Source organism: Bradyrhizobium sp. USDA 4461 (assembly GCF_054055655.1).
In genome coordinates this window covers 5,148,663-5,174,353 of sequence record NZ_JBSRXM010000001.1, presented here as the reverse complement: position 1 = coordinate 5,174,353, position 25,691 = coordinate 5,148,663, and the positions used below count along the sequence as shown (strand labels likewise).

Annotated in this window: 24 protein-coding genes; 10 read left to right on the top strand and 14 right to left on the bottom strand. The window is 63.7% G+C overall.

Annotated elements, in window-relative coordinates; genetic code table 11:
- Positions 1-22: 22 nt before the first annotated feature.
- The 5 genes from ACVINW_RS23885 to ACVINW_RS23865 all read right to left on the bottom strand — a co-directional run bounded on the left by ACVINW_RS23885 (position 23) and on the right by ACVINW_RS23865 (position 4,769).
- On the bottom strand, positions 23-739 hold the full coding sequence (locus tag ACVINW_RS23885) for an ABC transporter ATP-binding protein (RefSeq protein ID WP_456753557.1): 717 nt from the start codon (positions 737-739) through the stop codon (positions 23-25).
- Positions 736-1,494, bottom strand: a complete 759-nt coding sequence (locus ACVINW_RS23880) for an ABC transporter ATP-binding protein (RefSeq protein WP_456753556.1) — start codon at positions 1,492-1,494, stop codon at positions 736-738. The genes ACVINW_RS23885 and ACVINW_RS23880 overlap by 4 nt, the downstream gene beginning before the upstream one ends.
- 2 nt (positions 1,495-1,496) lie before the next feature.
- Complete coding sequence (locus tag ACVINW_RS23875; RefSeq protein WP_456753555.1) at positions 1,497-2,516, bottom strand: branched-chain amino acid ABC transporter permease; 1,020 nt, start codon at positions 2,514-2,516, stop codon at positions 1,497-1,499.
- On the bottom strand, positions 2,513-3,415 hold the full coding sequence (locus ACVINW_RS23870; RefSeq protein ID WP_456753554.1) for a branched-chain amino acid ABC transporter permease: 903 nt from the start codon (positions 3,413-3,415) through the stop codon (positions 2,513-2,515). The genes ACVINW_RS23875 and ACVINW_RS23870 overlap by 4 nt, the downstream gene beginning before the upstream one ends.
- 94 nt (positions 3,416-3,509) lie before the next feature.
- Positions 3,510-4,769, bottom strand: a complete 1,260-nt coding sequence (locus ACVINW_RS23865; protein ID WP_456753553.1) for an ABC transporter substrate-binding protein — start codon at positions 4,767-4,769, stop codon at positions 3,510-3,512.
- A gap of 171 nt (positions 4,770-4,940) precedes the next feature.
- Between ACVINW_RS23865 and ACVINW_RS23860 the strand changes: the two genes are divergently transcribed.
- The 6 genes from ACVINW_RS23860 to ACVINW_RS23835 all read left to right on the top strand — a co-directional run bounded on the left by ACVINW_RS23860 (position 4,941) and on the right by ACVINW_RS23835 (position 12,140).
- Positions 4,941-6,437, top strand: coding sequence for an AMP-binding protein (locus tag ACVINW_RS23860; protein WP_456753552.1), 1,497 nt, complete (start codon positions 4,941-4,943; stop codon positions 6,435-6,437).
- Positions 6,434-7,078: a TetR/AcrR family transcriptional regulator gene (locus tag ACVINW_RS23855; RefSeq protein WP_456753551.1), complete on the top strand. Its 645-nt coding sequence runs from the start codon at positions 6,434-6,436 to the stop codon at positions 7,076-7,078. Before ACVINW_RS23860 ends, ACVINW_RS23855 begins: the two co-directional genes overlap by 4 nt.
- Complete coding sequence (locus ACVINW_RS23850) at positions 7,075-7,848, top strand: SDR family NAD(P)-dependent oxidoreductase (RefSeq protein WP_456753550.1); 774 nt, start codon at positions 7,075-7,077, stop codon at positions 7,846-7,848. Before ACVINW_RS23855 ends, ACVINW_RS23850 begins: the two co-directional genes overlap by 4 nt.
- A 9-nt stretch (positions 7,849-7,857) precedes the next feature.
- A complete protein-coding gene (locus ACVINW_RS23845) occupies positions 7,858-9,780 on the top strand; it encodes a flavin-containing monooxygenase (protein WP_456753549.1) in 1,923 nt (640 codons plus the stop codon).
- A 506-nt stretch (positions 9,781-10,286) separates the two neighbouring features.
- Positions 10,287-10,916 carry a DsbA family protein gene (locus tag ACVINW_RS23840; RefSeq protein WP_456753548.1) on the top strand — a complete coding sequence of 210 codons (630 nt, stop codon included), beginning with the start codon at positions 10,287-10,289 and terminating at the stop codon, positions 10,914-10,916.
- A gap of 285 nt (positions 10,917-11,201) precedes the next feature.
- Positions 11,202-12,140: a GAF domain-containing protein gene (locus tag ACVINW_RS23835; protein ID WP_456753547.1), complete on the top strand. Its 939-nt coding sequence runs from the start codon at positions 11,202-11,204 to the stop codon at positions 12,138-12,140.
- A gap of 979 nt (positions 12,141-13,119) precedes the next feature.
- Here ACVINW_RS23835 and ACVINW_RS23830 read toward each other — a convergent pair.
- Both ACVINW_RS23830 and ACVINW_RS23825 read right to left on the bottom strand, forming a co-directional pair.
- Complete coding sequence (locus tag ACVINW_RS23830; protein ID WP_456753546.1) at positions 13,120-14,214, bottom strand: hypothetical protein; 1,095 nt, start codon at positions 14,212-14,214, stop codon at positions 13,120-13,122.
- Positions 14,215-14,324: 110 nt separating this feature from the next.
- Positions 14,325-14,900 carry an invasion associated locus B family protein gene (locus ACVINW_RS23825; protein ID WP_456753545.1) on the bottom strand — a complete coding sequence of 192 codons (576 nt, stop codon included), beginning with the start codon at positions 14,898-14,900 and terminating at the stop codon, positions 14,325-14,327.
- 161 nt (positions 14,901-15,061) lie between these two features.
- Between ACVINW_RS23825 and ACVINW_RS23820 the strand changes: the two genes are divergently transcribed.
- Positions 15,062-15,190: a hypothetical protein gene (locus tag ACVINW_RS23820; RefSeq protein ID WP_456753544.1), complete on the top strand. Its 129-nt coding sequence runs from the start codon at positions 15,062-15,064 to the stop codon at positions 15,188-15,190.
- Between the two features lie 64 nt (positions 15,191-15,254).
- Positions 15,255-15,719: a GNAT family N-acetyltransferase gene (locus ACVINW_RS23815; RefSeq protein ID WP_456753543.1), complete on the top strand. Its 465-nt coding sequence runs from the start codon at positions 15,255-15,257 to the stop codon at positions 15,717-15,719.
- A 235-nt stretch (positions 15,720-15,954) separates the two neighbouring features.
- On the opposite strand, the gene ACVINW_RS23810 is transcribed toward ACVINW_RS23815, so the two are convergent.
- The 6 genes from ACVINW_RS23810 to xoxF5 form a co-directional block, all read right to left on the bottom strand.
- On the bottom strand, positions 15,955-17,097 hold the full coding sequence (locus tag ACVINW_RS23810) for an epoxide hydrolase family protein (protein WP_456753542.1): 1,143 nt from the start codon (positions 17,095-17,097) through the stop codon (positions 15,955-15,957).
- Positions 17,098-17,171: 74 nt separating this feature from the next.
- Positions 17,172-18,125 (bottom strand): hypothetical protein, encoded by a 954-nt coding sequence (locus tag ACVINW_RS23805; protein WP_456753541.1) that lies wholly within the window; start codon positions 18,123-18,125, stop codon positions 17,172-17,174.
- Positions 18,126-18,308: 183 nt separating this feature from the next.
- Positions 18,309-18,872, bottom strand: a complete 564-nt coding sequence (gfa, locus tag ACVINW_RS23800) for an S-(hydroxymethyl)glutathione synthase (protein ID WP_456753540.1) — start codon at positions 18,870-18,872, stop codon at positions 18,309-18,311.
- A gap of 33 nt (positions 18,873-18,905) precedes the next feature.
- Complete coding sequence (locus tag ACVINW_RS23795) at positions 18,906-20,015, bottom strand: S-(hydroxymethyl)glutathione dehydrogenase/class III alcohol dehydrogenase (RefSeq protein WP_456753539.1); 1,110 nt, start codon at positions 20,013-20,015, stop codon at positions 18,906-18,908.
- Positions 20,016-20,064: 49 nt separating this feature from the next.
- Positions 20,065-20,541, bottom strand: coding sequence for a c-type cytochrome, methanol metabolism-related (locus tag ACVINW_RS23790; protein WP_456756482.1), 477 nt, complete (start codon positions 20,539-20,541; stop codon positions 20,065-20,067).
- 123 nt (positions 20,542-20,664) lie between these two features.
- Complete coding sequence (gene xoxF5 / locus ACVINW_RS23785; protein ID WP_456753538.1) at positions 20,665-22,470, bottom strand: lanthanide-dependent methanol dehydrogenase XoxF5; 1,806 nt, start codon at positions 22,468-22,470, stop codon at positions 20,665-20,667.
- A gap of 421 nt (positions 22,471-22,891) precedes the next feature.
- Between xoxF5 and ACVINW_RS23780 the strand changes: the two genes are divergently transcribed.
- Both ACVINW_RS23780 and ACVINW_RS23775 read left to right on the top strand, forming a co-directional pair.
- Positions 22,892-23,866 carry a helix-turn-helix domain-containing protein gene (locus ACVINW_RS23780; protein WP_456753537.1) on the top strand — a complete coding sequence of 325 codons (975 nt, stop codon included), beginning with the start codon at positions 22,892-22,894 and terminating at the stop codon, positions 23,864-23,866.
- Between the two features lie 25 nt (positions 23,867-23,891).
- A complete protein-coding gene (locus ACVINW_RS23775; protein WP_456753536.1) occupies positions 23,892-24,311 on the top strand; it encodes a YkvA family protein in 420 nt (139 codons plus the stop codon).
- On the opposite strand, the gene ACVINW_RS23770 is transcribed toward ACVINW_RS23775, so the two are convergent.
- Positions 24,308-25,672 (bottom strand): histidine kinase, encoded by a 1,365-nt coding sequence (locus tag ACVINW_RS23770; RefSeq protein WP_456753535.1) that lies wholly within the window; start codon positions 25,670-25,672, stop codon positions 24,308-24,310. The two genes, ACVINW_RS23775 and ACVINW_RS23770, sit on opposite strands and share 4 nt — an antisense overlap.
- Between the last annotated feature and the right edge of the window lie 19 nt (positions 25,673-25,691).

Sequence of the window (25,691 nt, the reverse complement as noted above, 5' to 3'; positions counted from 1 at the left end):
CTCCCGTTAGCTTCGAAGGCCCCTACAGCGCGAGATAGCGCTGCCGGATGTTGTCGTTGGCCTTCAGCTCTTCGATGGAGGATGTGTAGACGATCTGTCCCTTGTCGATAACCGTCGCGTGGCTCGCAAGGCCAAGGCAAAAATGCATGTTCTGCTCGGCGATCAAGACTGTGGCGCCGGTGCCGCGAAGCTGCCGCAGCAGCTCGCCAATACGCTGCACGATGATCGGCGCCAGTCCCTCGCTCGGCTCGTCCAGCAGCAGCAGCACCGGATTGCCCATCAGCGTGCGGGCGATCGCCAGCATCTGCTGCTCGCCGCCGGACAGTCGTCCGGCGATCCGGGACCGCAACGGCTCCAGCAGCGGAAACACGTCATAGACCCGGCGGATCGACCACTCGTCCTCGCCATCAGGCCCCTTCTTCTGGCCGATCACGAGGTTGTCCTCGACGGTATGCTCGGGGAAGATCTGGCGGTCTTCCGGCACGAAACCGAGACCGGCCCGTGCGATGTGATGCGGGCGCATCCCGGATACCACTAGGCCGCGCAAGGTGACTTTGCCGCGGCGTGCCGGCGCCAGCCCCATGATCGCTTTCATGGTGGTCGACTTGCCGGCGCCGTTGCGGCCGAGCAGCGCCATGGTCTCGCCTTTCCGCACGGAGAGGCCGACGCCGAACAGAATCTGGCTGGTGCCATAGTAAACATCGAGGTCTTCGACCTGCACCACGGGCTGCGCGCTCATGCCACCGCTCCCGCGTGATCGTCGCTGCCGAGATAGGCTTCGATGACGGCCTCGTTCCTGCGGATCGCGTCCGGCGTTCCGGTGGCCAGGATCCGGCCGTAGCAGAGCACGACGATCCGCGGCGCGATTTTGAACACGATATCCATGTCGTGCTCGATGAATACGACGGTGATCTTCTGCGTCTCCCAGAGCTCGCGCACCTTGTCGATCATGCGCCAGCGCTCTTCGGTCCCCATGCCCGCGGTCGGCTCGTCGAGCAGCAGCACCTTGGGATCGAGCACCAGTGCGAGCGCGATATCGAGCAGCTTCTGGTCGCCATGCGACAGCGTCGCTGCGGTCCTGTTGCGCTTGCCGGCGAGGCCGAGCAGCTCCATGGCATGTTCGGCGCGGTCGCGCGTCTCGGCCAACGGGAAGCGGCGATGCATCACGCCGGCGCGGCGCTGATCGGCACAGACCGCAGCCAGCATCGTCTCCTCGACCGTCAGCGACGGGAAGATGCTCGCCACCTGGAAGGCGCGGCCGATGCCGTGGCGCACGATCTCCGGCGGGGACTTGCCCGCCAAGTCGACACCGTCGAGCAGGATCTGGCCGGCATCGGGCCGCAGCGCGCCGGTGATCAGGTTGAAGAAGGTGCTCTTGCCGGCTCCGTTGGGGCCGATCACGGCGGTAAGCGAACCATCGGCAAAGTCGAGCGAGACGTTGTCGGTCGCCTTGACGCCGCCAAAGGATTTCGAAATCCCGCGAATTTCCAGCATGGCTAACCGCGCTCCTCGCCGCGTCGCTGCGCGAACCATTCGACGACGAAGTCCATCAGTCCTTTGCGCAAGCCGATGGCAAAGAACAGGATCACGATGCCGAGCACGATGCCGTGGTACTCGGTCAGGCGGGTAACCGTGTCATTGAGGATCAAGAACAGCATGGTGCCGACCATCGGCCCGAGGAAGGTGGTCACGCCGCCGAGCATGTTGATGAAGATGCCCTCGCCCGACATCGTCCAATAGGCGAATTCGGGATAGGCGCCCGAGACGAACAGCGCCATGATCATGCCGCCGGTCGCAGCAAACAGCGCCGCCAGCACGAAGATGGTCAGCTTCGCCCGCCAGACATCGATGCCGACGAAGCTCGCCCGCGTGGCATTGTCGCGGATCATGCGCAGTGTGTAGCCGAATGGCGACTGCGCAATCTGGCGCATCAGAAACAGCCCGATCACCAGCAGCGCACAGCTCGCGATGTAGAGATGCAGATGGTTCGAGAGATCGATACCGAGGAACGGCGGCCGCGGAATGCCGCCGCGCAACCCCTGGTCACCGCCGGTCAGTGACTGCCACGACAGGATGGTGGAATGGATCAGCATCTGGAACGCCAGCGTGACGAAGGCGAAGTAGATTTCCTTCAGCCGCACGCAGATCGCACCGATCACGACGGCGACGACAAAGGTCATTGCCAGCGTGGCAGCGAAAGCGACCGGGATCGCGACGCCGGTCTTCTGCATCATGAGGCCAAAGCCATAAGCACCGAGGCCGAAGAACATGCCGTGACCGAATGAGATCAGTCCGGTGTAGCCGACCAAGAGGTTGAGCGAGGTCGCGAACAAGCCGTACGCGGCGCAGCGGATCACGAAATCCAGCAATTGCTTGCTGCCGAACAGCACCGGCAGCAGCGCGAGCAGGACGAACGCCGCGAGCGCGATCAGAAGATCGCGATAGCGCTGCGGCCTGGCGTCGATCCGGGGCACCTCGAGCGGTTGCGCCTGCTGCCCGGCCTGCAACTCGGTCATGCGACCTCCTTGCCGAACAGGCCGGTTGGACGCGACACCAGCACGATCACCATGAAGAGATACATCAGCCCTTCGGTGAACAGCGGGAAGCCGAGGGATCCGAACGAGCGGATCAGGCCGATCAGCAGCGCGCCGATCAACGCGCCGAGGATCGAGCCCATGCCGCCGATCACGGTCACGATGAAGGACTCGATCAGGACAGAGAAGCCCATGCCCGGCGTCAGCGAGCGCACCGGCGCCGCCAGCGCGCCTGCCAATCCGGCCAGCATGCCGCCGAGCGCGAACACGCCGCCATAGATCAGCCCGGTGTTGATGCCGAGCGCCGACACCATCCCGGGATTGTGGGCGGCCGCGCGGATCACCTTGCCGATTCGGGAACGCGCCAACCCCAGCCCGAGAACCACCGCAGCGGCGAGTGCCACGCCGATCAGCAGCAGATAATATGGCGGCACCACGCCGCCGGCGATGAACAGCGGCGGGACCTGGAATGCGGCCGGCATGCCCATCGACTTGAACTCTGGCCCCCAGATCATGCGGACGACATCGTCGAAGATCAGCACGAAAGCGTAGCACACCAAAAGCTGCATCAGCACATCGCGGCCGTAGACGCGGCTCATGAACACGCGCTCGAAGATCAGGCCGAGGATCGCCGTGCCCACAGCGCCGCTCAGGATCGCCAGCGCAAAGCTGCCGGTGAGCTGGTAGGCCGTCATCGCGAAATAAGCGCCGAACATATAGAAGGCGCCGTGGCTGAAATTGACCACCTTGAGCACGCCGAAGATCAGCGTCAGCCCGACGGCGACGAGGAACAGCAGCATGCCGATGATCAGGCCGCTGGTGGTCTGTGTCACCAGGCAGGCAGGGCTGGCGAAGCAACTGGCGAGCGCGTCGAGGTCCACGAGAATCTTCCATTACGGCGGGCCGCAACGCCGGCGCGCGATCAACATCAGATCGAAGGCGGAGGCAGCCGAGTGCCTCCGCCTCGCAGGCGGATCAGGTGTAGCCCTTGCTCTTCTTCCACTCGGCTTCGAGCTCGAAGATGGTCTTCCAGTCACCGGCCTTGACGTCGGGAACGTAGGGCTCCTGCGGGATCGTGGTGCCCCAGCCGATCGCATAGCCGACCAGCGTGTGATCATCGGCGCGCATGGTGACGGTGCCGTCGGCGCCGAACGGGCACTTGATGGTGAGCCCGGTGAGAGCCTCCGCGACCTTCTTGCCATCGGTCGAATTCGCCTTCTTGACGGCCTCGTTGAGGAACATCACCGCGGTTGCGTTCTGCCACGACCAGTTGGTCGGGTACTCGCCGTACTTCGCCTTGTAGGCGTCGCCCCAGGCCGCATTCTCCGGCGTCGCCGGAAAGGTCTTGATGTAGCGGTCGCCGGAGTGGATGCCCTTGGGCAGATTCTTCACCACGGTGAGCGCGGTGTAGTCGGCCATGTTGACCGCGAACACTTCCATCTGGGTGAACAACGCGTAGATGTTGGCCTGATCGATGTAGGAGGTGAGATCGCCGCCCCACAGGCAGGAATACATCGCCTGCGGCTTGGCCTGCAGGATCTTGGTCACCACCTCGGTGTAATCGGGCTGGAACAGTTTTGGCCAGGACTCGCTGATGATCTCGACATCGGGCGCGAACTTCTTCAGGTATAGCACGAATTCGCCGGTGGTGTCGCGGCCATAGGCATAGTCGGGCGAACAGGTCGCCCATTTCTTCAGGCCCTTGGCCTTGGCGATCCCTGCCGCGTAGCCGGCACCGACGATCGAATCATGAATGCCCTGCCGCACGCAGCGGAACGCGTTCGGGATGTGCTGCTTGGGATCGGCCGTCAGCGACGAGGCTTCCGAGCAGGTGTGGATGCAGAGCACGCCGAGATCGCGCGCCACCTCGTGAACCGCGAACGATCCCGACGATGCCTCGCCGTCGAGCAGCATCTCGCAGCCGTCGGTGTTGACGAGCTCGCGCGCGATCCGCGCGGCTTCCTGCGGCTGTCCCTTGGAGTCGCGGATCACCATCTCGATCTGCCGCCCGGCCAGGCCGCCGGCGGCATTGACCTTCTCGACTTCGAGCATCACCGCGTTGCGCGAGGACGTTCCGAGCTGCGCGACGCGGCCCGACAGAATGGTCGGCATGCCGATCTTGATCGTCTTGGCTTGCGCACGCGCCACCCATGGCGCGGCAAAAGTCATTGCACCGGCGCCCATCAGCGCAAGCGTCGAACGCCGGCTGATGCCCGGTTTCCGGGTCCTCGTCATCGTTCCCCTCCCTGTCGGGTTCGCGTTCCCAAAAGCCCTGTCGGAGATCGTTTCGTCTCCATGGCCGAGATGTTTTCAGAGCAAGGGGGGTGACGTCAAGCCAGATATGAATTACGACTCATAATTCACCTAGGGCGAAAACGGCGCCGGAATCGGCCCGACGAGCGGCAAATGATCAATCTTTCCAGCTTCATCGCATTTCATGCCAGGCGGACTCCGGACCGTTGTGCGCTGAAATATCGCGGCGAGGACGTCTCCTACGCCGAATTTGATCTGCGCATCCGCCAGGTCGGAGGCTGGCTCGCCGCACGCGGGATTGCGCCGGGCGACGTGGTCGCCGTCCTGATGAAGAACAGCACCGCCTTTCTCGAACTGGTGTTCGCGACCAGCCATATCGGCGCGATATTCCTGCCGATCAACTATCGCCTGTCAGCCAATGAGGTCGGCTACATCGTCGGCAATGCCGGCGCGCGCCTGCTGGGCGCCGACGAGGAGCTGGCGGCAATCGCGGCCGGCGATGCGCCCGTCGTACTTCTCGATGAAGTCGCGCAGTCCAGCATCACCAACCTCGAGCCCGATATCGCGCCGGCGCCGATACATGTGCGGCAGCCGCGCGACCTGATGCGGCTGATGTACACCTCGGGCACGACCGATCGTCCCAAGGGGGTGATGCTCAGCTACGAGAACATCTATTGGAAATCCGCCGACCAGACGCTGGTGCTGGGATTGAACGCCGGGACGCGGCTGCTTGTCGTCGGACCGCTCTATCATGTCGGAGCGCTCGACCTGCCCGGCATCGCCGTGCTCTGGCATGGCGGCATGCTGTGCATCCACCGCACCTTCGAAGCCGAACCGGCGCTCGCCGCGATCGAACGCGAGAAGCTCAACGCGGCGTGGTTCGCGCCGGTCATGACCACGGCTCTCCTCACCTGCCCGAACCGCGACCGCTACGACGTCTCCAGCCTGCGATGGGCGATCGGCGGCGGTGAGAAGACGCCGGAAGCCCGCATCCGTGCCTTCTCGGATTATTTTTTGAATGCGCGCTACATCGATGCCTACGGCCTCACCGAAAGCTGCGGCGGCGACACCTTCATGGAAGCAGGACGCGAGATCGAGAAGATCGGTTCGACCGGTCGCGCCATCGCCCATGTCGAGATCGAGATCCGCGACAATGCCGGCAAACGCCTGCCCGCCGGCCAGAATGGCGAGATCTGCCTGCGCGGCCCGAAGGTCACGCAGGGCTACTGGAAGGATCCGGAGAAGACCGCGGCCGCCTTCTTCGGCGACTGGTTCCGCACCGGCGATATCGGCTACCTCGACGACGACGGCTTCCTCTATCTGACCGACCGCAAGAAGGACATGATCATCTCCGGCGGCGAGAACATCGCCTCCTCCGAGGTCGAGCGCGTCATCCACGAGATGCCCGGGGTGCGCGAGGTCGCGGTGATCGGCTTGGCGGATGCGCGCTGGGGCGAAAAGCCCGTCGCCATCGTGGTGCTGGCCGATGACGCCAAGCTCGATCTGCCCGATCTCACCGATTTCTGCCGGACAAGGCTAGCTAGCTTCAAGGTGCCGCGGCAGTTGATCCTCCGCGACAGCCTGCCGCGCAATCCATCCGGCAAGGTGCTCAAACGCGTGCTCCGCGCCGAACTCGAGGCTAACGCATGACACAAGCGACATCCGCCAAAGTGACAAAGCTCAACCGGGTCGAGCGCAACGCCTGGACCAAGCAGAAGATCTTCGACGCCGCGACCAAAATCGTCGGCAAATACGGCTATGCCGAAGCCTCGGTGGCGCGCATCACCGAGGCCGCCGGCGTCGCGCAGGGCACCTTCTACAATCATTTCGAGAACCGCCAGGAACTGCTCGACCAGTTGCTGCCGAAGATCGGCCTCGACATGGTCCGCTTCATCCATGCCCGCACCGGCACCGCCAGCGAAGCCCGGCAGGAGGTGGAGCGCTTCAGCGCCTTCTTCGATTTCATCCGCAAGGTGCCGGAGTTTCTCCGTATCCTGAACGAAGCCGAGTTCTTCGCGCCGATCGGCTATCAGAAGCACTTCGACAATATCTCGAACGCCTATGTCCGGATCCTGCAGCGCGCGCGGACCGCGGGAGCCACCAACAATTTCAGCGACGAGGAATTCGAGGCCATCGTCCAGGTGCTGATGGGTGCGCGCGGTTATCTCAGCCGGCGCTATTCCTATTCCGAGCAAGGCGTTACCGCCGTGCCCGACTACGTGATCACGGCTTACCAAAAGCTGGTCACCCGCGGCCTGTTCACCACCAGCGACAAGGGAAAGAAGTCATGAGCGCTGACGGCACCATCCTCGTCACCGGCGGCAGCCGCGGCATCGGCGCGGCGACCGCGACGCTGCTCGCCGATCAGGGACACCGCGTCGTCATCGTCGATATCGCGCCCGAACCGCTGGTCGGCACGACCGCCATCCTCTGGCCGGCGCCGTTCGACGTCGCGAGCGAGAGCGCCGTGGTCACGGGCGTCGCCGACATCGAGAAGGCGCACGGGCCGATCACGGGCCTGGTCAACGCGGCCGGCGTGTTCGGCAAGATGCACACGATCGAGCGGGTGCGGATGGAGCAGTGGGACCGCGAGGTCAATATCGACTTGCGTGGCACCTTTCTGGTCGCACGCAGCGTCGGAATCGGCATGGCGAAGCGGCGGCATGGTGCGATCGTCAACGTCGCCTCGGTGGCCGGCATGACGTCGGGTCCGATCCACGCCTATACCGCAGCGAAGGCCGGCGTCATCCAGATCACGCAGACGCTCGCCGCCGAATGGGGCCGCGCGGGCGTGCGGGTCAACGTGGTGTCGCCGGGCTTCACACGCACGGCCGCGCTCGAGGCCGGCATCGCATCGGGCGCGCTGAACAAGGATCAGCTGGCGCGCCCGACCGCGATGAACCGGCTGGTCGAGCCGGTCGAGGTGGCGCAGGCGATCGCCTGGCTGCTCTCGCCGCAGAGCAGCGGCATCACCGGCATCAACCTGCCGGTCGACGCCGGCTACATCGCGGGCACCACCTGGGCCGCCTATGGCGGTCTGCCCGACGCACCAGCGAGCTAAGGACGAGGCATGAATATCGAGCTTCCGCGCAAACACCTCGATCTGTCCTCCGCCATCGCCGAGGGCGACATCCGTGTGTTGCTGATGGTGCTGGTGCACATGACCGGCGACGAGAAGTGGCTCGAGCCGCCCTACAAGCCGAAGCGCGACGTGCGCCTGATCCCCGATCCGGACGCCGGCGTGCCGAAGGAGATCCAGGACGAAATCCGCGCCGCCGTGCTGAACCTGTTCGCCAACGGCACGCCGAAGCCAGCCATCACCGATCCCGGCGATGAGCTGATGCTGAGGATGATGCGCGCGACGCTCGGCGAGAACGTCACCCCGGAGTATGCGCCGCTGATGCGGGAGGAGATGGGCTTCGTCCCGCGCGATGCGCGCTGGCGCACGCCTCCGTCCGACGCAAAGCTGGCGCAGCAGCATGTGCTGATCGTCGGCGCCGGGGTATGCGCGATCGCGCTCGGCGTCGCGCTCGGACGGCTCGGCATCCCCTACACCATCGTCGAGAAGCAGGACGAGATCGGCGGCACCTGGTACGTCAACCGCTATCCCGGCTGCGGCGTCGATACGCCGAACCATTCCTATTCGTTCTCGTTCGGCGCCCGCAATCCGTGGACGCGCTATTTCGCACAGCGTCAGGAGCTGCTCGACTATTTGCTGAAGGTCGTCCGCGAATACGACATCCGCGAGCATGTCCGCCTCTCGACCGAGCTCGTCGCCTCGCGCTGGGACGAACGCAGGCAGCGCTGGATCTCGACGCTGAGGACCGCCAGCGGCGAAGAGAGCTTCGAGTCCACCGCGCTGGTCAGCGCGATCGGCCAACTCAACGATCCCCTGCCCGCCCGCTTTGCGGGAGACGAGAAATTCACCGGCCTCAAGGTTCATTCGGCGCTGTGGTCCGACGACATCAAGCTCGACGGCAGGCATGTCGCGGTGATCGGCACCGGCGCGACCGCGATGCAGCTGGTGCCATCGATCGCCGACCGCGTCGCCTCGGTCACCGTCTACCAGCGCACCGCGCAATGGGCGCGCCCGGTGAAGGGCTATTCCGATCCGATCACCGAGGGCGCGCAGTGGCTGCTGGCCCATGTGCCGTTCTATGTGCAGTGGTATCGCTTCAACATGTTCTGGCGCTACGGCGACGGGCTGCTGCCTTTCCTGCGCAAGGACCCGGCCTGGCCGCATCCCGAGCGCGCCGTCAACAAGGGCAACGACCGGCATCGCCAGGAACTGGCCGACTTCATCCGCTCCGAGCTGAAGGATCGCCCCGATTTGATCGAGAAGTGCATGCCGACCTATCCGCCCTACGGCAAGCGCATCCTGCTCGACAACAACTGGTTCAAGACGCTGACCAAGCCGAATGTCGAGCTGGTCACCGACAAGATCGATCATTTCGCGGCAGACGGCATCGTCACGGCCGACGGCACATCGCGGCGGCACGACGTCATCGTGATCTCGACCGGCTTCAAGGTCTCGGAAATGGCGGCGCGTCTCAACATCACCGGGCGCGAGGGCAAGAACCTCAAGCAGGTCTGGGGCCACGACAATCCGACCGCGTATCTCGGCCTCACCGTGCCTGACTTCCCCAATCTGTTTCTGATGCTCGGACCCAACTCGGGGCCGGCGCATGGCGGCAGCGTGATCTTCCAGTCGGAATGCCAGAGCCGTTACATCTCCGCCTGCCTCGTCGAGATGATCGAGAACGACATCGCCGCGATCGACGTGCATCCCGACGCGCATGATGCGTACATCCGCAACGTCGATGCCGAGCATGAACAATTGATCTGGACGCATCCGGGCATGACGACCTACTACCGCAACAGCAGCGGCCGGGTGTTCTCGGCGATGCCGTGGCGGTTCGTCGACTACTGGAAAATGACGCACGATCCGGACCTCACCGCGTATCGACAGACCAGGTCGCGACAGGGATCCTGACCTGAATTCCCTGGCTCGTTAACTTGACAGGCGGCCATAACTGCCGCAGCATTTCGCCGACTGCACCTGTTGGGGTGCTGGAGCGCCTGCTCCTCGCGTCGCAGGAATTGACGGACGATTATGGGATCGGCCGCCAGGCAGCAGAAGCGGACAGACGTCCGTCGGCCCACTCTTGGAGAGGAGCATGACGCCACCGGCGCAAGCCAGTGACCTTGCTCAGCGGCAAGGTCTCGGTGCACGTTGAGGCTGATAGCAGCTGCTAGCCGCGTGTACCGCCGACAATCTGAACATATCCGCAGGACGAGAGCGCAAAGGCCAAGCGCTTTTAGGTCCCGAAACACCACTGGTCCAAACCAGAGATCCTTCGCTAAAACGAAGTAGCAGGGCCCCGCGATGCTTGACTGCACCGGGGCCCACTCGTTTGCGCATCGTCCCTCTGTCGCCCCGCCGCATTGCGCCATCGTGCGGGATCGGGAACAATTGCTCTGACGCGACGAGGAACGTTGATGGAAAAGCCGAAGGTCCGAATCTACACCGACTACAAATCTCCTTATGCCTATGTCGCCAACAAGCGGCTGTTCGAGCTCGAAGAGGCCTGCGGCGTCGAACTGGAATGGCTGCCCTACACGCTGCGCATTCCCGAATTCATGGGCACGGTGGAGGCGCGCACGCCGCACTTCTGGCGCAAGGTGCGCTACTCCTACATGGACGCGCGGCGGTTCGCCAACGCACAGGGGCTGACCATGAAGGGCCCGCGCCGCATCTACGACGCGTTCTACGCCAGCGCCGGGATGCTGTTCGCGCAGCGTCACGGGCTGTTCCGGCCGTATCACGACACGGTGTTCCACAGGTTCTGGAATCACGAGCTCGAGATCGACGACCTCGCGGCGATCTCCGGCGTGATCGCCGCGATCGGCGGCTCCGCCAAAGCATTCAAGGCCTATGTGCACGGCCCTGCCCGCGCCGAGCACGATCGCATCATCGACGAGGCCGAGGCACTCGGCGTGTTCGGCGTGCCCAGCATGGTATTCAACGGCGAACTGTTCTGGGGCGGCGACCGCATCGATATGCTGGTTGAGCGGATCAGAAATCCGGAGTCGATCGCGTCTGCGCTCGGCAGCAGGTACCGGCCGTAAGGCATCAACCGTCTCGAATTCGACTACGACCCTTCTATCCGCCGCTGTGCATCCTCGAGGACACCTATGAGCGGATGCTGCCGAAGCCCGGGCGTGCCGCGCGCAACGGCGAACTCGCCTGGCCGGCGCTGCTGCGCAAGCTCGACCGGGCCGATCCGTCGTATCGGAACTGAGACGAAATCGGGCCTTCGCATCAACTTTGGGCGGCGCTTGCCCGCAATTTGAGCGCACGTTTTGCCGTGACTTCACCGATGCTAGTCGACAGCGAGGCGGCAGGTGCGTGCGATGAAGACCTTCATTCGCGTTGTTGAACTGTGGGTGCCCGATCGAACGCGGACGCGGCTCGAATTCGGCGGCAGCCTCTCCAGTAGCGAGTTCGCGGAGTTCAACGCCGTCAGCGAGAACGCGTTGTTCGCCTATGACGAGGGCCTTCCCGGCAAGGCCTGGGCCAGCCGCCATCCGGTCATCCTGACCGAATTCGCCAACTCCTGTTTCAAGCGAGCCGACGAGGCGATCGAAGCCGGCCTGACCTGCGGTGTCGCGCTTCCGGTGTTCGCCGGCGAATTTCTGATGGCGGTGATGGTCCTGCTTTGCGGCGACGACAGGAAGCATGTCGGCGCGATCGAGCTCTGGCACAACGACCCCGACAGATCCCACGAGATGGCGCTGGTCGACGGCTACTACGGCACCGCCGACATGTTCGAGTTCAACTCGCGTCACACCAAATTCCCGCGCGGCTTCGGTCTGCCCGGCCGGACCTGGAAGGCGGGCATGCCGCTGATCATCAAGGACCTGCACAATTCCAGGAGTTTCCTGCGCTGGGAGGACGCATCCGAGATCGGCATCAATTGCGGCGTCGGCATTCCCTACACCATCGGCGATCAGACCTGGGTGGTGACATTCCTGTCGGCCCAGGCGACACCGATCGCCCGCCGGTTCGAGATCTGGGTGCCGAACGAGCAGCGCTCGGCGCTGCTGTTCCGCGCCGGCGATTGCAGCGAGCAATCCGATCTCGCCAAACTCTATGCAACGACGACGATCCGACGAGGCGAAGGCAGCATCGGCGGCGCATGGGCGACCGGCATGCCCGCGCTCACCGAACATCTGAAGCAGGATGAATCGATTGCGGCAACATCGGCGCGCGCCTCCGGCCTCGACCAGATGGTCGCACTGCCGGTGATCGAGAACGCCCGGCTCAAGGCGGTACTGGCGTGGTATTTGTAGTTGTCGCGTTTGCAAATGTCGCCTCCGCAACATTGGTTGTCTCGGCAAAAGCCGGGACGACAGGTGTTTCTCGCCACAAGATTCCCAACAACGTGGTGTCATCACCCGGCTTGACCGGGTGATCCAGTATTCCAGAGACAGCGGTGCTTGAGTCGAGAAGCCGCGGCGTACTGGATCGCCCGGTCCCGTCTACGCCAAGGCTTCGACGAGGCAAGCAGTCCGTGGCGCGCCGAAGCTTTAGCGGAGGCGGCGAGCCGGGCGATGACAGTTGTGGATGAGGACGCAGTTTTGCATTCTCGCGACATGATTTGTCCGAGTCTTGCTTCTCGTTCCGCCCTCTCCGTTGGTGAGGGCGCAGGGAAAGCCGGGTGCCGATCGCACCCATGGGCCCCGTGCAATGGGTAGAAAGCACGGGGGGTAGGACCACAGGTGTAACCGGAGCAATCCGGCTTTCCCTGCGCGATGGCTTACGGCTTATACGTGCTCTCCCCGGCGAGACTTGGCTTTGTTGTCACCGTCTTCGCAACGCGCATTGCGCAATCGGAAAAGACACCTGCCACTAGGGCGTCAGGCCTGCACGATTTCGCCGTCCGCCTCATGCGCACTCGTCAGTTGCGCAATCGGCGTCCACCGCATCTCGACCCACGTTCGTGACGACCGCGAAGCGCCCCTCGTGTCGGGTGAGACGGACGGAATTGGATCACTGATTTGCCCGACGACGGAAGCACTGATTTGCCCGTCGGGGTGATTTGTCGCAGGTGCCTCCATCAGCCCCGATATTGAGCCTTGCACGCGATCGGTCGATCTGCGCGCGCGGCAATTGCGGGATCACCTCTTCGCCGAACAGCGCGAAGGTTTCACGGCGGCCAGCCGATACGCCTCTGCCGGATGAAATTCGCTAACAGCCCGTACCAGGTTGGCTCGGAATCTTCGCACGATGCAAGTGTGGTGACCACGCCACCGTGTCATGCCGCACAGTCTACTTCAGCAACTGCGCGTCGAGAGCCACCTTGCCGCTCTCGGACATCGCACCGCAGCGCCACAGCGCGCTCGACAGCGGCGGTGAGCCGGGCGTGCCGGTCCAGGCGAAATAGACAAGCCCGGCGAGGCTGCCGCGTTGTGCATAAGGCGCGAAGTCGCCCATCATCTCGCGGGTCACGCGGGCGCGGCTCGCGTCATCGAGCGGGCAATTCGCGGCGTTGTTGTTGAGCCCCCATTCGGTGATCCAGCATGGCTTGCCCGCTAGGCCGCCCGGCGGCCGGCATTCGGCGAGATCGTATTTGGCAAGCTTGGCCTTGCGCGCCGCGCTGATCGCCGTCCCTTCATGATTGTCCGGATAGACATGGATGCCATACGCATCCACCAGCGTATCGAGACCGTGCGCACGCATGAAGCGCAGCGTGGTGTTGATGCCAACGACATCCCCCTTGGCCCAGTTCGGCAGCGGGCCATCGTCCTGGTCGTAGGTCCCGAGGCCTGCGGTGGTGATCGGCGTGTGCCGGTTCAGCGTGGAGTGGTCCCGCACATCCTTCAGCACCGCCATCACCTTGAGATATTGCAGGAAGCCCTTGGCGATCTGCTTGCCCTCCGGGTCATGATCGAGGTCGTCCAGGCTGAGCTGCCGCGCATTGCCGTGCCGGGCCACGAACTCCGGATTGGTGCCGGAGAGGTTGATCTCGTTGCCGAGCTCGAACGCGGCAAGGGTGATGCCCTTGGCTTCGATCGCCGCGAGGATTGGCGCGAAGGTCTCGCGGAACTGCTGCGGGTCCGCGGCAGACAACGGCTTTTTGCCGAACGGATCGTAGCCGCCGAAATGATAGATCAGCCACTCCACGCTGAGACCGTGTTGTGCCGCCCGCTCGGCGAAATCGACGCCCTTGGCGTCGAGCGTCAGGCTGGCACGGATCACCCGCACGCCGGCGGTGTGGATGTGGGCCAGCATCGCGTCCTGATCGGCAACGCTGAGCACATAGGGATTGATGACATTGACACCGACAGAGGCGCCTTGCGCGCGCGCATCCGCCGACCAGAGCGCCGCCAACAGTGCTCCGGCGGCAAGCAATCGAGCGATCACGCTAATCTCCTCTGTCCAGCCGCAAGTGGGTTCAGAGATTCGGATCGCGGCAACGCGACAATATGCCGGCCGGGTGAACCGGGGCTGAACGCAGACCTGGCGCCAGGCGGTCAGCTGCCAAGCTGGATGGTGCGCTCCAGCGCTGCAGCAAAACCGTTGAGGGGAACATTAAAGACGACAGCCTGCCCATTGCTGATGTTCTGCGCAGCGACGGTGAGCGTCTTCGCCTTGCTGATGGTATCGGTCACGGCAGTCGGAAACGAGACCGGAAGCAGGCAGCCTTGCGCCGTACACGTCGAGAAACGTGTCTGTTCCAGATCCTTGCCGTCGAGCTTGAGGACGGCGCCGGCGTCGAACTTCAGCCCGAACGGCATCAAGATGTTGCCTTCGGCTTTTCCCTCCCTGGCGATCAGCTCGATGGCGAAGATCTGCTGATTGGTCTCCTTGGAAAGCTGTGTCTGCCCGAGCGTGCACAGCTTGGCACCGCCGTCGAGCTGGCATTTGACGATCCAGTCTCCGTAAGTCTCGCTGATCGCGGAAGCGCCCTTGGGGAGCGGGACTGCCCGCACCGCACCATCCATCGCGGAGGTCTGGTGCCGCGAGTCGACTGGAATCGAGACGGTGTCGCCGGCGTCGGATTTATCGGAGGTGCGAGCCGCTTGCGCCGAACCGACGGCTGCAAGCACCACGAGAGCTGCGATGGCCCGAAGACGCCTGTCCGCTGTAACCCTCACCATGCACTCGCTCCGCCTCGTTAACGTCCCGAAACCGATTTCCGCTTTACGCGAACAATTCGTGGGTATAATTCCCACGTAACCGAGATAGGTCTACTTGGAGAACCGCGGACATGCAAGAGCTTATCGCCGCCAGCGTGATTGTTGCGATCGTTGCATTCTGCGGCGGGTATTTTTGGGCAATTGCACGCGAGGCCAAGGCATCGAACAGGGGTTCGAACAAGCAGCAGCGGAAGTGGTAGTCCTGCGCCTCCATTGCTCTTGCGAGATTTGCCCACCGGGCGCGTTTTCAACTAAGCTTGCCGGATGGACATGCTCGTCAAGCTCTACGCCCTGCCCGATTCCCGGCCCGCCTATGATCGATTGCAGCAGGGTGGAATCGTCATGCGCCGGGCGCTCGCGCCCGAAAAGCACAAGGTCACAGCCTGGGTGCGCGAGACATTCAGCGAGGCATGGGCGAGCGAGACCGATGTCGCGTTCAGCCGCCAGCCGGTATCGTGCTTCATCGCGACCCAGCACAAGACAATCGTGGGATTCGCCTGCTACGACGCGGCCTGCCGCAACTTCTTCGGTCCGACCGGCGTCGCGCCGAAAGCGCAACAGGTTGGAATCGGCAAGGCACTGCTGTTCGCCTGTCTCGAGGACATGAAGCACCAGGGCTTCGGCTACGCCATCATCGGCGGCGTCGGGCCGGCCGAATTCTATGAGAAGGCGGTCGGCGCGGTGGCCATCGACGGCTCCGCGCCGGGGATTTATCGGGGACTGCTGTAGTTCATGGCCTGTAGGATGGGTGGAGCGACTTGTCCGCCGTAGCTCGAAGAGCGAAGGCGGAAGCGATACCCATCAACTCAGATTCGAGGCGAGAACGATGGGTATCGCTTCGCTCCACCCATCCTACGCAGCTAAACCCATCGACCTCGCCCACGGGACAGATGATGGGTATCGCTTCCGCCTTCCTCTTCGAGCTACGGCGGACAAGTCGCTCTACCCTCCGCAGCTTCTGTCTTCAGCGCAGCGTGCCGAAAAACTTCCGCACCTCGCCGACGAACAGCTCGGGCTGTTCGAACGCCGAGAAATGTCCGCCCTTCGGCATCTCGCTCCAGTGCTGGATGTTGGTGAAGTTGGTCTCCATCCATTTGCGGACCGGCGTGACGATCTCCTTGGGGAATACGGCAACGCCGGTCGGCACGGCGACCTTGTGCGGGGTTCGCTTGCCCGGCCCAAAGCTTTCCCAGTAGAGCCGCGCCGACGACGCAGCCGTCGCGGTGACCCAGTACAGCATGACATTGTCGAGCAGTTCGTCGCGGCTCAGGATGTTTTCCGGATGCCCGTCGCAATCGGTCCAGGCCCAGAATTTCTCCAGGATCCAGGCCGCCTGCCCGCTCGGCGAATCCGTCAGGCCGTAGCCGAGCGTTTGCGGCCGGGTGGACTGCTGCTTCGAATAGCCGGAATCCCAGTCGGCGTAATATTTGATGCCGTCGAGCGCGCGGGTCTCTTCCGGCGTCGGCTGGCCCTCGACATTGGGCCGCGTCGACATCGCAAGCGTGATATGGATGCCGCCGCAATGTGCCGCGTCCTGCCCGCCGATCGCGGTCGTGACCGCCGAGCCCCAGTCGCCGCCTTGCGCGAAATAGCTGGCGTAGCCGAGCCGCTGCATCAGGACGGCCCAGGCTTTTGCGATCCGGTCGACGCCCCAGCCCGTCGCCGAGGGCTTGGCCGAGAAGCCGAAGCCAGGCAATGACGGGCACACCACATGGAAGGCGTCGGTCGCGCTGCCGCCATGCGCCGTCGGATCGGTCAGTGGTTCGATCACCTTGTGGAATTCGACCACCGATCCCGGCCAGCCATGGGTGATGATCAATGGCCGCGCCTCCGGATGCTTGGAGCGGACATGGATGAAGTGGATGTCGAGCCCGTCGATCTCGGTGGTGAACTGGCTGAAGCGGTTGAGCCGCGCCTCGCGCTGCCGCCAATCATAGCTCTCGGCCCAATAGTGGCAGACGTCCTTGATCCATGTGAGCGGCGCGCCCTGGCTCCAGTCGGAGACCAGCTCGGCCTCCGGCCAGCGGGTCCGGCGCAGCCTGAAGCGGAGATCCTCGAGGACATCGTCGCTGACGTCGATGCGAAACGGGCTGATGGCGGTCGTCATGGCGTCTCCCCGGGATGCAGGACTTTCCAGGGAAGATAGGGTCGGACGGTCAGCCGATCAAATCACCGCCTGCACTACCTTCCGATCGCCGCATCAAGCAGCGCCTGGGCCTGCTTCGTGGCCTCAGTGAAAGCCGGCTGCTGTGGCGCCTGCTGAACGAAGCAGCGCTTGAAGGCGTCGTCGCCCTGCTGGCGCAGGTCGCCGAGCTTGTCATATTCCTTCCTAGTGATCTGCTTGCGCGCGAGCTTGTCGGCCGCATCGTCGGCTTTCTTGTTGTAGTCGGCATGGATCGCCGTACACGCCGGGACTTTCACCGTCGGCTCGATCTCGCCATAGGCGATATAGAACTTGCCGTTGGCGAGAACAGCGACAAACACCTCGTCGGCGGCCTCGGGCGTCGAATCCTGGGTGCGGCCGGCCAGGAAGCCGTAAGTCAGACTGGCCGACGCCGGCTTGGTGACCGTCAGCGCGTTGAAATTGATCACCGCGGCATCGGTCGAGATCGCCTGGGTGTAGAGGCCTTCGAACTTCAGCGCCGCTTCGACCTGTTGCGGCACGTTCTTGCTGGCCTTGTCCCACCAGGTCTTGTGCTCATGCAGCCAGCGGGTGAACAGGGCCTCGGTGGTGACGACGATATGGGCCTTGGGCTCGACGAAACTGCCGTCGGCGCGCTTTTCGCCGATCCTGGTGCCGTCGCGGCCGGTGTCGGCATCGAAGCGCAGGCCGTCCAGCATGCCGAACCCCATGTCGCCCTTATATAGAGTATCGAGATTGAGCTGGGCGGGTGCAAAGCCGGGTCGCGACGGCTCGGCCAGAATGGCCGCCAGCTGGGCCTTCAGCCCGTCGCGCGCGGCCGCCTCGGCCTTGTCGGCAGCCTCGTCGATCTTGTTGTCGTTCGACAGCTTGGCGAATTTGGCGATCGCGGCGTCGCGCGCGGCGATGTAGCGGTCCTCCGGCGATGCCGCGCGGGCGTGCGAGAGGACCAGGATCGGGGAAAGGACGAGGGCAAGGCGGAAAATAAAACGCATGCCCTGTGGTCGCCCGCAGGGCATGCAAGGTTCAAGGTCACGGGTACTACCAGCATATCCCTCGCCGGCAGGCCCGCTGCCGGCGCAGGATCTCTTCAGGGCCCGGCCATCAGGCCGCGGCTGTCGGCTGCCTCTTCCTTAGGCCGCCCTCTTCTTTACGCCGCCTTGTTTAGGCAGCCTTGTTTAGGCCGCCTTGGACTTCGCCACGTGGGTGGCGATCGCGTCCATCAGCGGCGGCGACAGGCAGTCGTAAGGCTCGAGCCCAAGCTCCTTCAGCCGCGACCTGATCCCGGCCATATCGGCCGGCTTGACGCCGGATTCGATCACCGACGACACGAAGGCGGCAAATCCCGGAGCCGCCGAGCCGGACTCCTGGAACAGCTCGGGGTGGATGAAGTCGAGGCCGTAGAACGGATGGCCCTTGTTCTCGATCCGGCCGTACATGTGGGTGCCGCAGCCGGTGCAGGCGTGGCGCTGGATCACCGCCGCGCTGTCTACGATCTTCAGCTTGTCGCCGTTCTCCAGCACGGTGACGTTCTCGCGCGGCACCACCGCGACCACCGAGAAGGTGGCGCCCGACGGCTTCCAGCACTTGGTGCAGCCGCAGGCGTGGTTGTGGGCGACGTCGCCCTTGACCCCGACCTTGACCTTCTTGTCCGCGCATTTGCAGACCAGCGTGCCGCCGGCAAAACTGCCGGAGCCTTGCTTGACGCCATTGTCGACCGACGGGTGGATATGAACAGTCATTGACCTATCCTCCTAGTGCTTGGTGTTTTGATTTCAGAATACGACGACCGAACGGATCGATTTTCCCTCGTGCATCAGGTCGAAGCCCTTGTTGATCTCCTCGAGCTTCAGCACATGGGTGATCATCGGATCGATCTGGATCTTTCCGCCCATGTACCAGTCGACGATCTTCGGCACGTCGGTGCGGCCGCGCGCGCCGCCGAACGCGGTGCCCTTCCAGACCCGCCCGGTGACGAGCTGGAACGGACGCGTTGCGATCTCCTTGCCGGATTCCGCGACGCCGATCACCACCGAGACGCCCCAACCGCGGTGACAGGCTTCCAGCGCCTGGCGCATCACGGTGGTGTTGCCGGTGCAGTCGAAGGTGTAGTCGGCGCCGCCGTCGGTCAGGCCGACCAGATGCTGGACGATGTCGCCCTGCAGCTTGGTCGGGTTGACGAAATGCGTCATGCCGAACTGCTTGCCCCAGGCTTCCTTGGAGTCGTTGATGTCGACGCCAACGATCTTGTCGGCACCGACCATCTTGGCACCCTGGATCACGTTGAGGCCGATGCCGCCGAGGCCGAACACGACGACGTTGGAGCCCGGCGTCACCTTGGCGGTGTTGACGACCGCACCGACGCCGGTGGTGACGCCGCAACCGATATAGCAGCTCTTGTCGAACGGCGCGTCCTCGCGAATCTTGGCCACCGCGATCTCGGGCAGCACGGTGAAGTTCGAGAAGGTCGAGCAGCCCATGTAGTGGAACACCGGCTTGCCCTTGTAGCTGAAGCGCGAGGTGCCGTCCGGCATCACGCCCTTGCCCTGCGTCGCGCGGATCGCGGTGCAGAGGTTGGTCTTCTGGCTCAGGCAGCTTTTGCACTGCCGGCATTCCGGCGTGTAGAGCGGGATCACGTGATCGCCCGGCTTCACCGACGTCACGCCGGCGCCGACCTCGCGAACGATGCCGGCGCCTTCGTGGCCGAGCACCGAGGGGAAGATGCCTTCGCTGTCGAAGCCGTCCAGCGTGTAGGCATCGGTGTGGCAGATGCCGGTCGCCTTGATCTCGACGAGGACCTCGCCGGCCTTGGGGCCTTCCAGGTCGAGCTCGACGATCTCGAGCGGCTTCTTTGCTTCAAATGCGACTGCGGCGCGGGTCTTCATCTTGGTCTCCACTAAACGTCAAACAGGTTGCCATTCGCGCCGGTCACGCTCACTTCTTGTTGCCCATGCAGGCGTCTTCGGCCTTGCCGTAGGCTTCCGACTTGTCTTCGTGCTTGGCCGGTCGAACGCGCCCAACCGCATCGTTGGCGCGGGCGCGCAGGTACACATAGAGGTCGTCCATGTAGCAGGCAACGTTCGGGTTATCGCCGAACGCCGGCATCACATTCTCCTGCGCCGTGGACACGTTCTTGCGTCCGCTCGCAACGATGCCCATGAAGTCGGGATAGCTCATGGTCTTCAGCGAATCCTTCAATGCCGGCGCATAAGTCGAGCCCATGCCATCGGGTCCATGGCAGACGTGGCACTCCGAATGATAGCGGCGGTAGCCCGAGTAGGTGTACCAGTCCACCGTGCCGTCGGCCGTAACCTTGAACGTCGGGTTTCCATCCTTGTCGAGCCATTTGCCGTCTTCGTTCTTGACGGCGGTCGGATCACCCACATCCTCGGCGGAGGCAACTCCGCCCATTGCCACGACCAAGATCGCAGCAGTCACAAACCAGATCTTACGCAAAAGCATATCCTCGCGTGCAGATTGAAGACGGACCGGCGCATGGAGTTCGCTCCATGCGCCGGAACGAGGTCGCTCAGCTCACTGCTGCGGCAGCGAGAACACGGTGAGCGTTCCACCGAGCGCGGTGTAGTTGCTCAGCGCGGCATAGCCGCCGACTGCACCGAGGCCGGCCGTCGGATCGGTCAGACCAGCCGCGAGGCCGATGCCTGCCCAACCGCCAACACCCGACAGAACTGCGACATACTGCTTGCCGTTGTTCTCGTAGGTGGTGACGTTGCCGATGATGCCGGACGGGGTCTTGAACTTGTAGAGCTCCTTGCCCGTCTTGGCGTCGACAGCCTTCAGGTAGCCTTCCAGCGTGCCGTAGAACACCACGCCGCCGGCGGTCGCGAGTGCACCCGACCAGACCGAGAACTGCTCCTTGTTCGACCAGACGATCTTGCCGGTCTTGCCGTCCCAGGCAATGAAGTTGCCCATGTTGGTCTCACCGGGAGGCGGATACATCGACAGCGTCGCGCCGACATAGGGCTGACCTGCGGTGTAGCTCACCTTGAACGGTTCGTAGTCCATGCAGACGTGGTTGGTCGGCACGTAGAACAGCTGCGTGTCGGGCGAGTAAGCCGCCGGCTGCTCGTCCTTCGAGCCGAGCGCTGCCGGGCAGATGCCCTTGACGTTGACGTCCTCGCCGGCCTTGTCGGTCGACGCTGCGTCAAGAACCTTCGGACGACCATAGGTCGGCGAGTCCTTCTTCATGTCGACGCCGGAGGTCCAGTTCACCTTCGGATCGTACTTCTCGGCGACCAGCAGTTCGCCGGTGGCGCGATCGAGGGTGTAGCCGAGGCCGTTACGATCGAAGTGGGTCAGGAGCTTACGCGGCTTGCCATCGATCGACTGATCCGAAAGGATCATCTCGTTGATGCCGTCATAGTCCCATTCGTCATGGGGCGTCATCTGGTAGACCCACTTGGCGACGCCGGTGTCCGGGTTACGCGCCCAGATCGTCATCGACCACTTGTTGTCGCCGGGCCGCTGCTTCGGATTCCAGGTCGAGGGGTTGCCCGATCCGTAGTACACGAGGTTCAGTTCGGGATCGTAGGAGATCCAGCCCCAGGTCGCGCCGCCGCCGATCTTCCACTGATCGCCTTGCCACGTCTTCAGGCTCGAGTCCTTGCCGACCGGCTTGCCGAGCTCGGTGGTCTTGTCGTCGACCAGGATCTGATCATCCGGACCTTCCGAGAAGCCGCGCCAGACCAGCTTGCCGGTCTTGATGTCGTAGGCGCTCATATGCGCCTGCACGCCGAACTCGCCGCCGGAGATACCGATCAGGACCTTGTCCTTGATCACCATCGGTGCGGAGGTGCCGGTCGAGCCCTTGCTCGGATCGCCGTTCTTGACGCTCCACTCCACCTTGCCGGTCTTGGCATCGAGCGCGACCAGCGTGGTGTCGGCCTGGTGCAGGAAGATCTTGCCGTCACCGTAGGCGACGCCGCGATTGACGGTATCGCAGCACATCACCGGAATGACGTTCGGATCCTGCTTCGGCTCGTACTTCCAGACGATCTGGTTGTCCTTCGAAAGGTCAATAGCGTAGACCTTGTTCGGGAACGGCGTATGGACGTACATCATGTTGCCGATGATCAGCGGACCGCCCTCGTGGCCGCGCAGCACGCCGGTCGAAAACGTCCAGGCGACCTGCAACTTTCCGACGTTCTGGGCGTTGATCTGATTCAGCTTCGAGTAACGCTGATTGGAGTAATCGCCGGTCGGCATCACCCAGTCTTTCGGGTTCTGCGCCATCTTGTGGAGTTCGTCATTGGCAGTGGCAGCTCCGGCGGCGAACACCGCCATTGCCCCAAGGCTGGTCGCGTATAGCAGCTTGCGCATCGTGGATTTCCTCCCAGGTTCAAGAGCTCAAGGGTTTCCGCCGAAACGGCCCCACTTCTTCCATTTTGGTACCCCAGTCGTAGTCCGATCGAATCCGGCTGACTTGCCCAAAAGAGAAGAGCCGTTTGCTCAGAAGCGAACCTTCATGAGATTTTTCCAGCCCCGGTCGGAATTGGCAGCAAGGGTTGCTTCATGTTGCAGGGCATCAATCGCGGCTGACGCCGTTCGAGCGCCAGTTTGACGCGTGCTAAGGTTGCGCTTGACGAGCCCAGAACTAAGTCGGAGGATCACCCGACATTCACCGGGAAGATGTCCCGTCGCCTCCCTAAGCAGTTCAGAATCAGGGAGAAGGCGCATCATCCCGGACCAGACCTAAGCTCTGTTGGCAGTCACGTTGGGGATCGAATCGGTGGCTGGAAAGATGTCCGATACAGTCCATTCACTCAGCACGAACGGATTGACGCCCAAGCGTCAGATCCAGCGCTGGTCGGATGCGCTCACTGACCTCTGCGGTCAGTTCGACGTCGATGCGCTGGAAGGATCCTCGCTTGAAGGCCGGATCAACTACACCACCGTGTCGCGGCTGAAGTTGTGCCAGATCGAGGCAAGCCAGCATCGCATCGCCCATGCGCTCTCGCGCATTAAGCTGAGCGAGCATCCCTACATCAAGATCGTCTTCCAGACCCATGGCGTCTCGCATTTCGAGCAGGACGGTCTGCACTTCGACATCATGCCGGGCGACTGCTTCGCCTATGACGTGTCGTGTCCGCACACGATCATCAGCCCGTCCCTGACGCGTCATGAGGTTGTCATCGTTCCAAAGGACCTGCTCAAGGAGCGCGGCTTCCAGCTCTCCAAGATGGCGCCGTGCAAGCTGTCGGCGCGCAACGGCACCGGCCGCATCGCCTATGATTTCGTCCATGCTGCGTTCGGCGAGGCGCCGACGCTGACCCCGGTCAACGCGGTCGGCGTCGCCGATGCGCTGATCGACCTGCTGCTGCTGCCGCTGCGCGAGACCGGCGCGATGTTCGATCGCGGCAGCGCCGAGGCGACCTATGTGCGGGCCCAGGGCTTCATCCGCGAGCACCTGCGCGATCCCGATCTTTGCATCGACCGCATTTCCGCGGCGCTGGGCTGCTCCAAGCGCTATCTGCATATGCTGTTCAGCGATCGCGGCATGACTGTCAGCGACTACATCTGGAAGGCACGGCTGCAGAATTGCCGGCAGGAGCTGGAATCCCAGAACGGCAAGACCATCACCGATGTCGCGTTCTCATGGGGCTTCTCGAGCTCCTCGCATTTCAGCCGCGTCTTCCGGAAGTATTTCGGCATCGCGCCCTCCTCCGTCCACAAGGGTCTGCACGGCGGCATACCGGTGGATGTGGTGCTGGAGTAGCGCTTCCGTCTGGCGTGCAGGCGCCATGCTGTCGGCCTTCAAACTCTCCTCACTCAAGCTGTCTTCGATCAGGCTTTGGGCGCGCAACCTCAAGCGTGACAGCGTTGCGCTCTACCTAGCATCGCGCGATCCACGCGTACCGTGGTACGCAAAGGCCCTTGCAATCGCCATTGCGGCCTATGCGCTCTCGCCGATCGACCTGATACCGGATTTCATCCCGGTGCTCGGCTATCTCGACGACCTGATCCTGCTGCCGCTCGGCATCTGGCTTGCGCTTTCGCTGATTCCGGACGAGGTCATGGCGGAATCCCGCACTAAGGCCGCAGCCATCTTGCAGCGCCCGATCAGCCGGGCCGGCATGATCGCGATCGTCACGCTCTGGATCGCCGGCGCACTGGCGCTGGCCTGGGCCGCCTTCACCTATTGGCCGCGGTCACCGGGCTAAGCGCGCACGGCCTTCGGCACCAGCGCCTCGACCGTCACACCATCATCGGCGGAATCGATCTTGAGCGTGCCGCCGAGCGCGAGGATTCGCTCCTGCATGCCGGTCAAACCGCGGCCAAGCCGGTGATCGGCGAGCAAGCCGCGGCCATTGTCGCGGACCCGCACCAGCGCGCAGCCGCGGCTGCCGCGCGCGCCCGCCTGCCGCTCCGCAGGTTCGATCGTGATATCGACCGAAGTCGCGCCGGCGTGGCGGAACACGTTGGTGAGCGCTTCCTGGACGATGCGATAGATCGTCAGATCGGCCATCTCGCCGGTATCGCCGAGCTCGGGCGATACGTTGCTGTCGATCTCCACCTCCGGGTGGGTTTCGCTCCACATCCGCACCAGCGCGCCGAGCGCCTCCGCAAGTCCGAGCTCGGCCAATCCGACCGGCCGCAATCGCTCCAGGATGCGGCGGGTGAACTGCTGCAGCGCATTGACCTGCTCGAGGATGGCGTTGCCGTGCTTGCGCAGCGCCGCCGGATCGGGCTGTTCGACCTCCGCCAGCCGGGTCAGCGCGCCGGCATGCGCACGCAGGGCGAACAGATAGGGCCCGAACTCATCGTGCAGTTCGCGCGCGATTTCCTTGCGCTCGGAATCCTGCAGCGACACCGCGCGTTCGGCCAGCAGCCGCTTGCTATCCACGGCTTCGCCCAGTGTCGCCGCCAGATGGTTCAGTTTGGCACAGATCGCGGCCAGTTCCGGCGACCCGCCAGGCTCGACGCGCGCGTCGTAATCGCCGGCCTCGATGCCGGTCATGGCCTGCGACAGCGCCTCCAGCGGCGCCAGCGCGCGGCCGACCACCAGCATGGTGACCAGCAGCAGCGCCACCGCGATCGCGGAGCCCACCTCGAGCTGGGTGACGATGCCATCCCAGATCTCGGCGATTTCGTCGTCTGGATGCGAAGTGATGACAAGCGATTGCGGCTTGCCGTGAACCGAGATCGGCACCCGCACCGAGGTCTGCTCGGGATGGACCAGCGCGACGAACCATTCCGGCGCGGCGCGCAAACCATCGGCGTCCTCGGGCCGTTCGGTGGACTTGGCGGTCGCGCCATCCTGTCGCGTGATGCTGACGTGACGCAGCCGGCTCAGGTCCTGGACGATCTGGTCGAGCCGCGCATCGGGGTCCGGTGCCTCGTCGAGACCGGCCACGATCGTCGCGACGAACTCGCGCGCCAGCCGGATCACGCTCTGGTCCTCGGCCTGGACGCGCGGACCTGCTTCGAGCACGAGCCGCGCAATATTGATGCCCAGCCCAAGCGCCAAGATCAGCGCCAGCAGCAGGTTGATCCGTGCGCGCAAGGATAGCTTTTGCCACATGACGTTGCCCCCGACCGCG

Coding starts and splice junctions, on each gene's coding strand:
- ACVINW_RS23875 (WP_456753555.1), bottom strand. CDS start 2,516: ATGACCGAGTTGCAGGCCGGGCAGCAGGCGCAACCGCTCGAGGTGCCC.
- ACVINW_RS23880 (WP_456753556.1), bottom strand. CDS start 1,494: ATGCTGGAAATTCGCGGGATTTCGAAATCCTTTGGCGGCGTCAAGGCG.
- ACVINW_RS23790 (WP_456756482.1), bottom strand. CDS start 20,541: ATGGGCGGAGTTGCCTCCGCCGAGGATGTGGGTGATCCGACCGCCGTC.
- ACVINW_RS23860 (WP_456753552.1), top strand. CDS start 4,941: ATGATCAATCTTTCCAGCTTCATCGCATTTCATGCCAGGCGGACTCCG.
- ACVINW_RS23770 (WP_456753535.1), bottom strand. CDS start 25,672: ATGTGGCAAAAGCTATCCTTGCGCGCACGGATCAACCTGCTGCTGGCG.
- ACVINW_RS23810 (WP_456753542.1), bottom strand. CDS start 17,097: ATGACGACCGCCATCAGCCCGTTTCGCATCGACGTCAGCGACGATGTC.
- ACVINW_RS23845 (WP_456753549.1), top strand. CDS start 7,858: ATGAATATCGAGCTTCCGCGCAAACACCTCGATCTGTCCTCCGCCATC.
- ACVINW_RS23865 (WP_456753553.1), bottom strand. CDS start 4,769: ATGACGAGGACCCGGAAACCGGGCATCAGCCGGCGTTCGACGCTTGCG.
- ACVINW_RS23815 (WP_456753543.1), top strand. CDS start 15,255: ATGGACATGCTCGTCAAGCTCTACGCCCTGCCCGATTCCCGGCCCGCC.
- ACVINW_RS23780 (WP_456753537.1), top strand. CDS start 22,892: ATGTCCGATACAGTCCATTCACTCAGCACGAACGGATTGACGCCCAAG.
- xoxF5 (WP_456753538.1), bottom strand. CDS start 22,470: ATGCGCAAGCTGCTATACGCGACCAGCCTTGGGGCAATGGCGGTGTTC.
- ACVINW_RS23820 (WP_456753544.1), top strand. CDS start 15,062: ATGCAAGAGCTTATCGCCGCCAGCGTGATTGTTGCGATCGTTGCATTC.
- ACVINW_RS23885 (WP_456753557.1), bottom strand. CDS start 739: ATGAGCGCGCAGCCCGTGGTGCAGGTCGAAGACCTCGATGTTTACTAT.
- ACVINW_RS23835 (WP_456753547.1), top strand. CDS start 11,202: ATGAAGACCTTCATTCGCGTTGTTGAACTGTGGGTGCCCGATCGAACG.
- ACVINW_RS23855 (WP_456753551.1), top strand. CDS start 6,434: ATGACACAAGCGACATCCGCCAAAGTGACAAAGCTCAACCGGGTCGAG.
- gfa (WP_456753540.1), bottom strand. CDS start 18,872: ATGACTGTTCATATCCACCCGTCGGTCGACAATGGCGTCAAGCAAGGC.
- ACVINW_RS23795 (WP_456753539.1), bottom strand. CDS start 20,015: ATGAAGACCCGCGCCGCAGTCGCATTTGAAGCAAAGAAGCCGCTCGAG.
- ACVINW_RS23775 (WP_456753536.1), top strand. CDS start 23,892: ATGCTGTCGGCCTTCAAACTCTCCTCACTCAAGCTGTCTTCGATCAGG.
- ACVINW_RS23805 (WP_456753541.1), bottom strand. CDS start 18,125: ATGCGTTTTATTTTCCGCCTTGCCCTCGTCCTTTCCCCGATCCTGGTC.
- ACVINW_RS23840 (WP_456753548.1), top strand. CDS start 10,287: ATGGAAAAGCCGAAGGTCCGAATCTACACCGACTACAAATCTCCTTAT.
- ACVINW_RS23850 (WP_456753550.1), top strand. CDS start 7,075: ATGAGCGCTGACGGCACCATCCTCGTCACCGGCGGCAGCCGCGGCATC.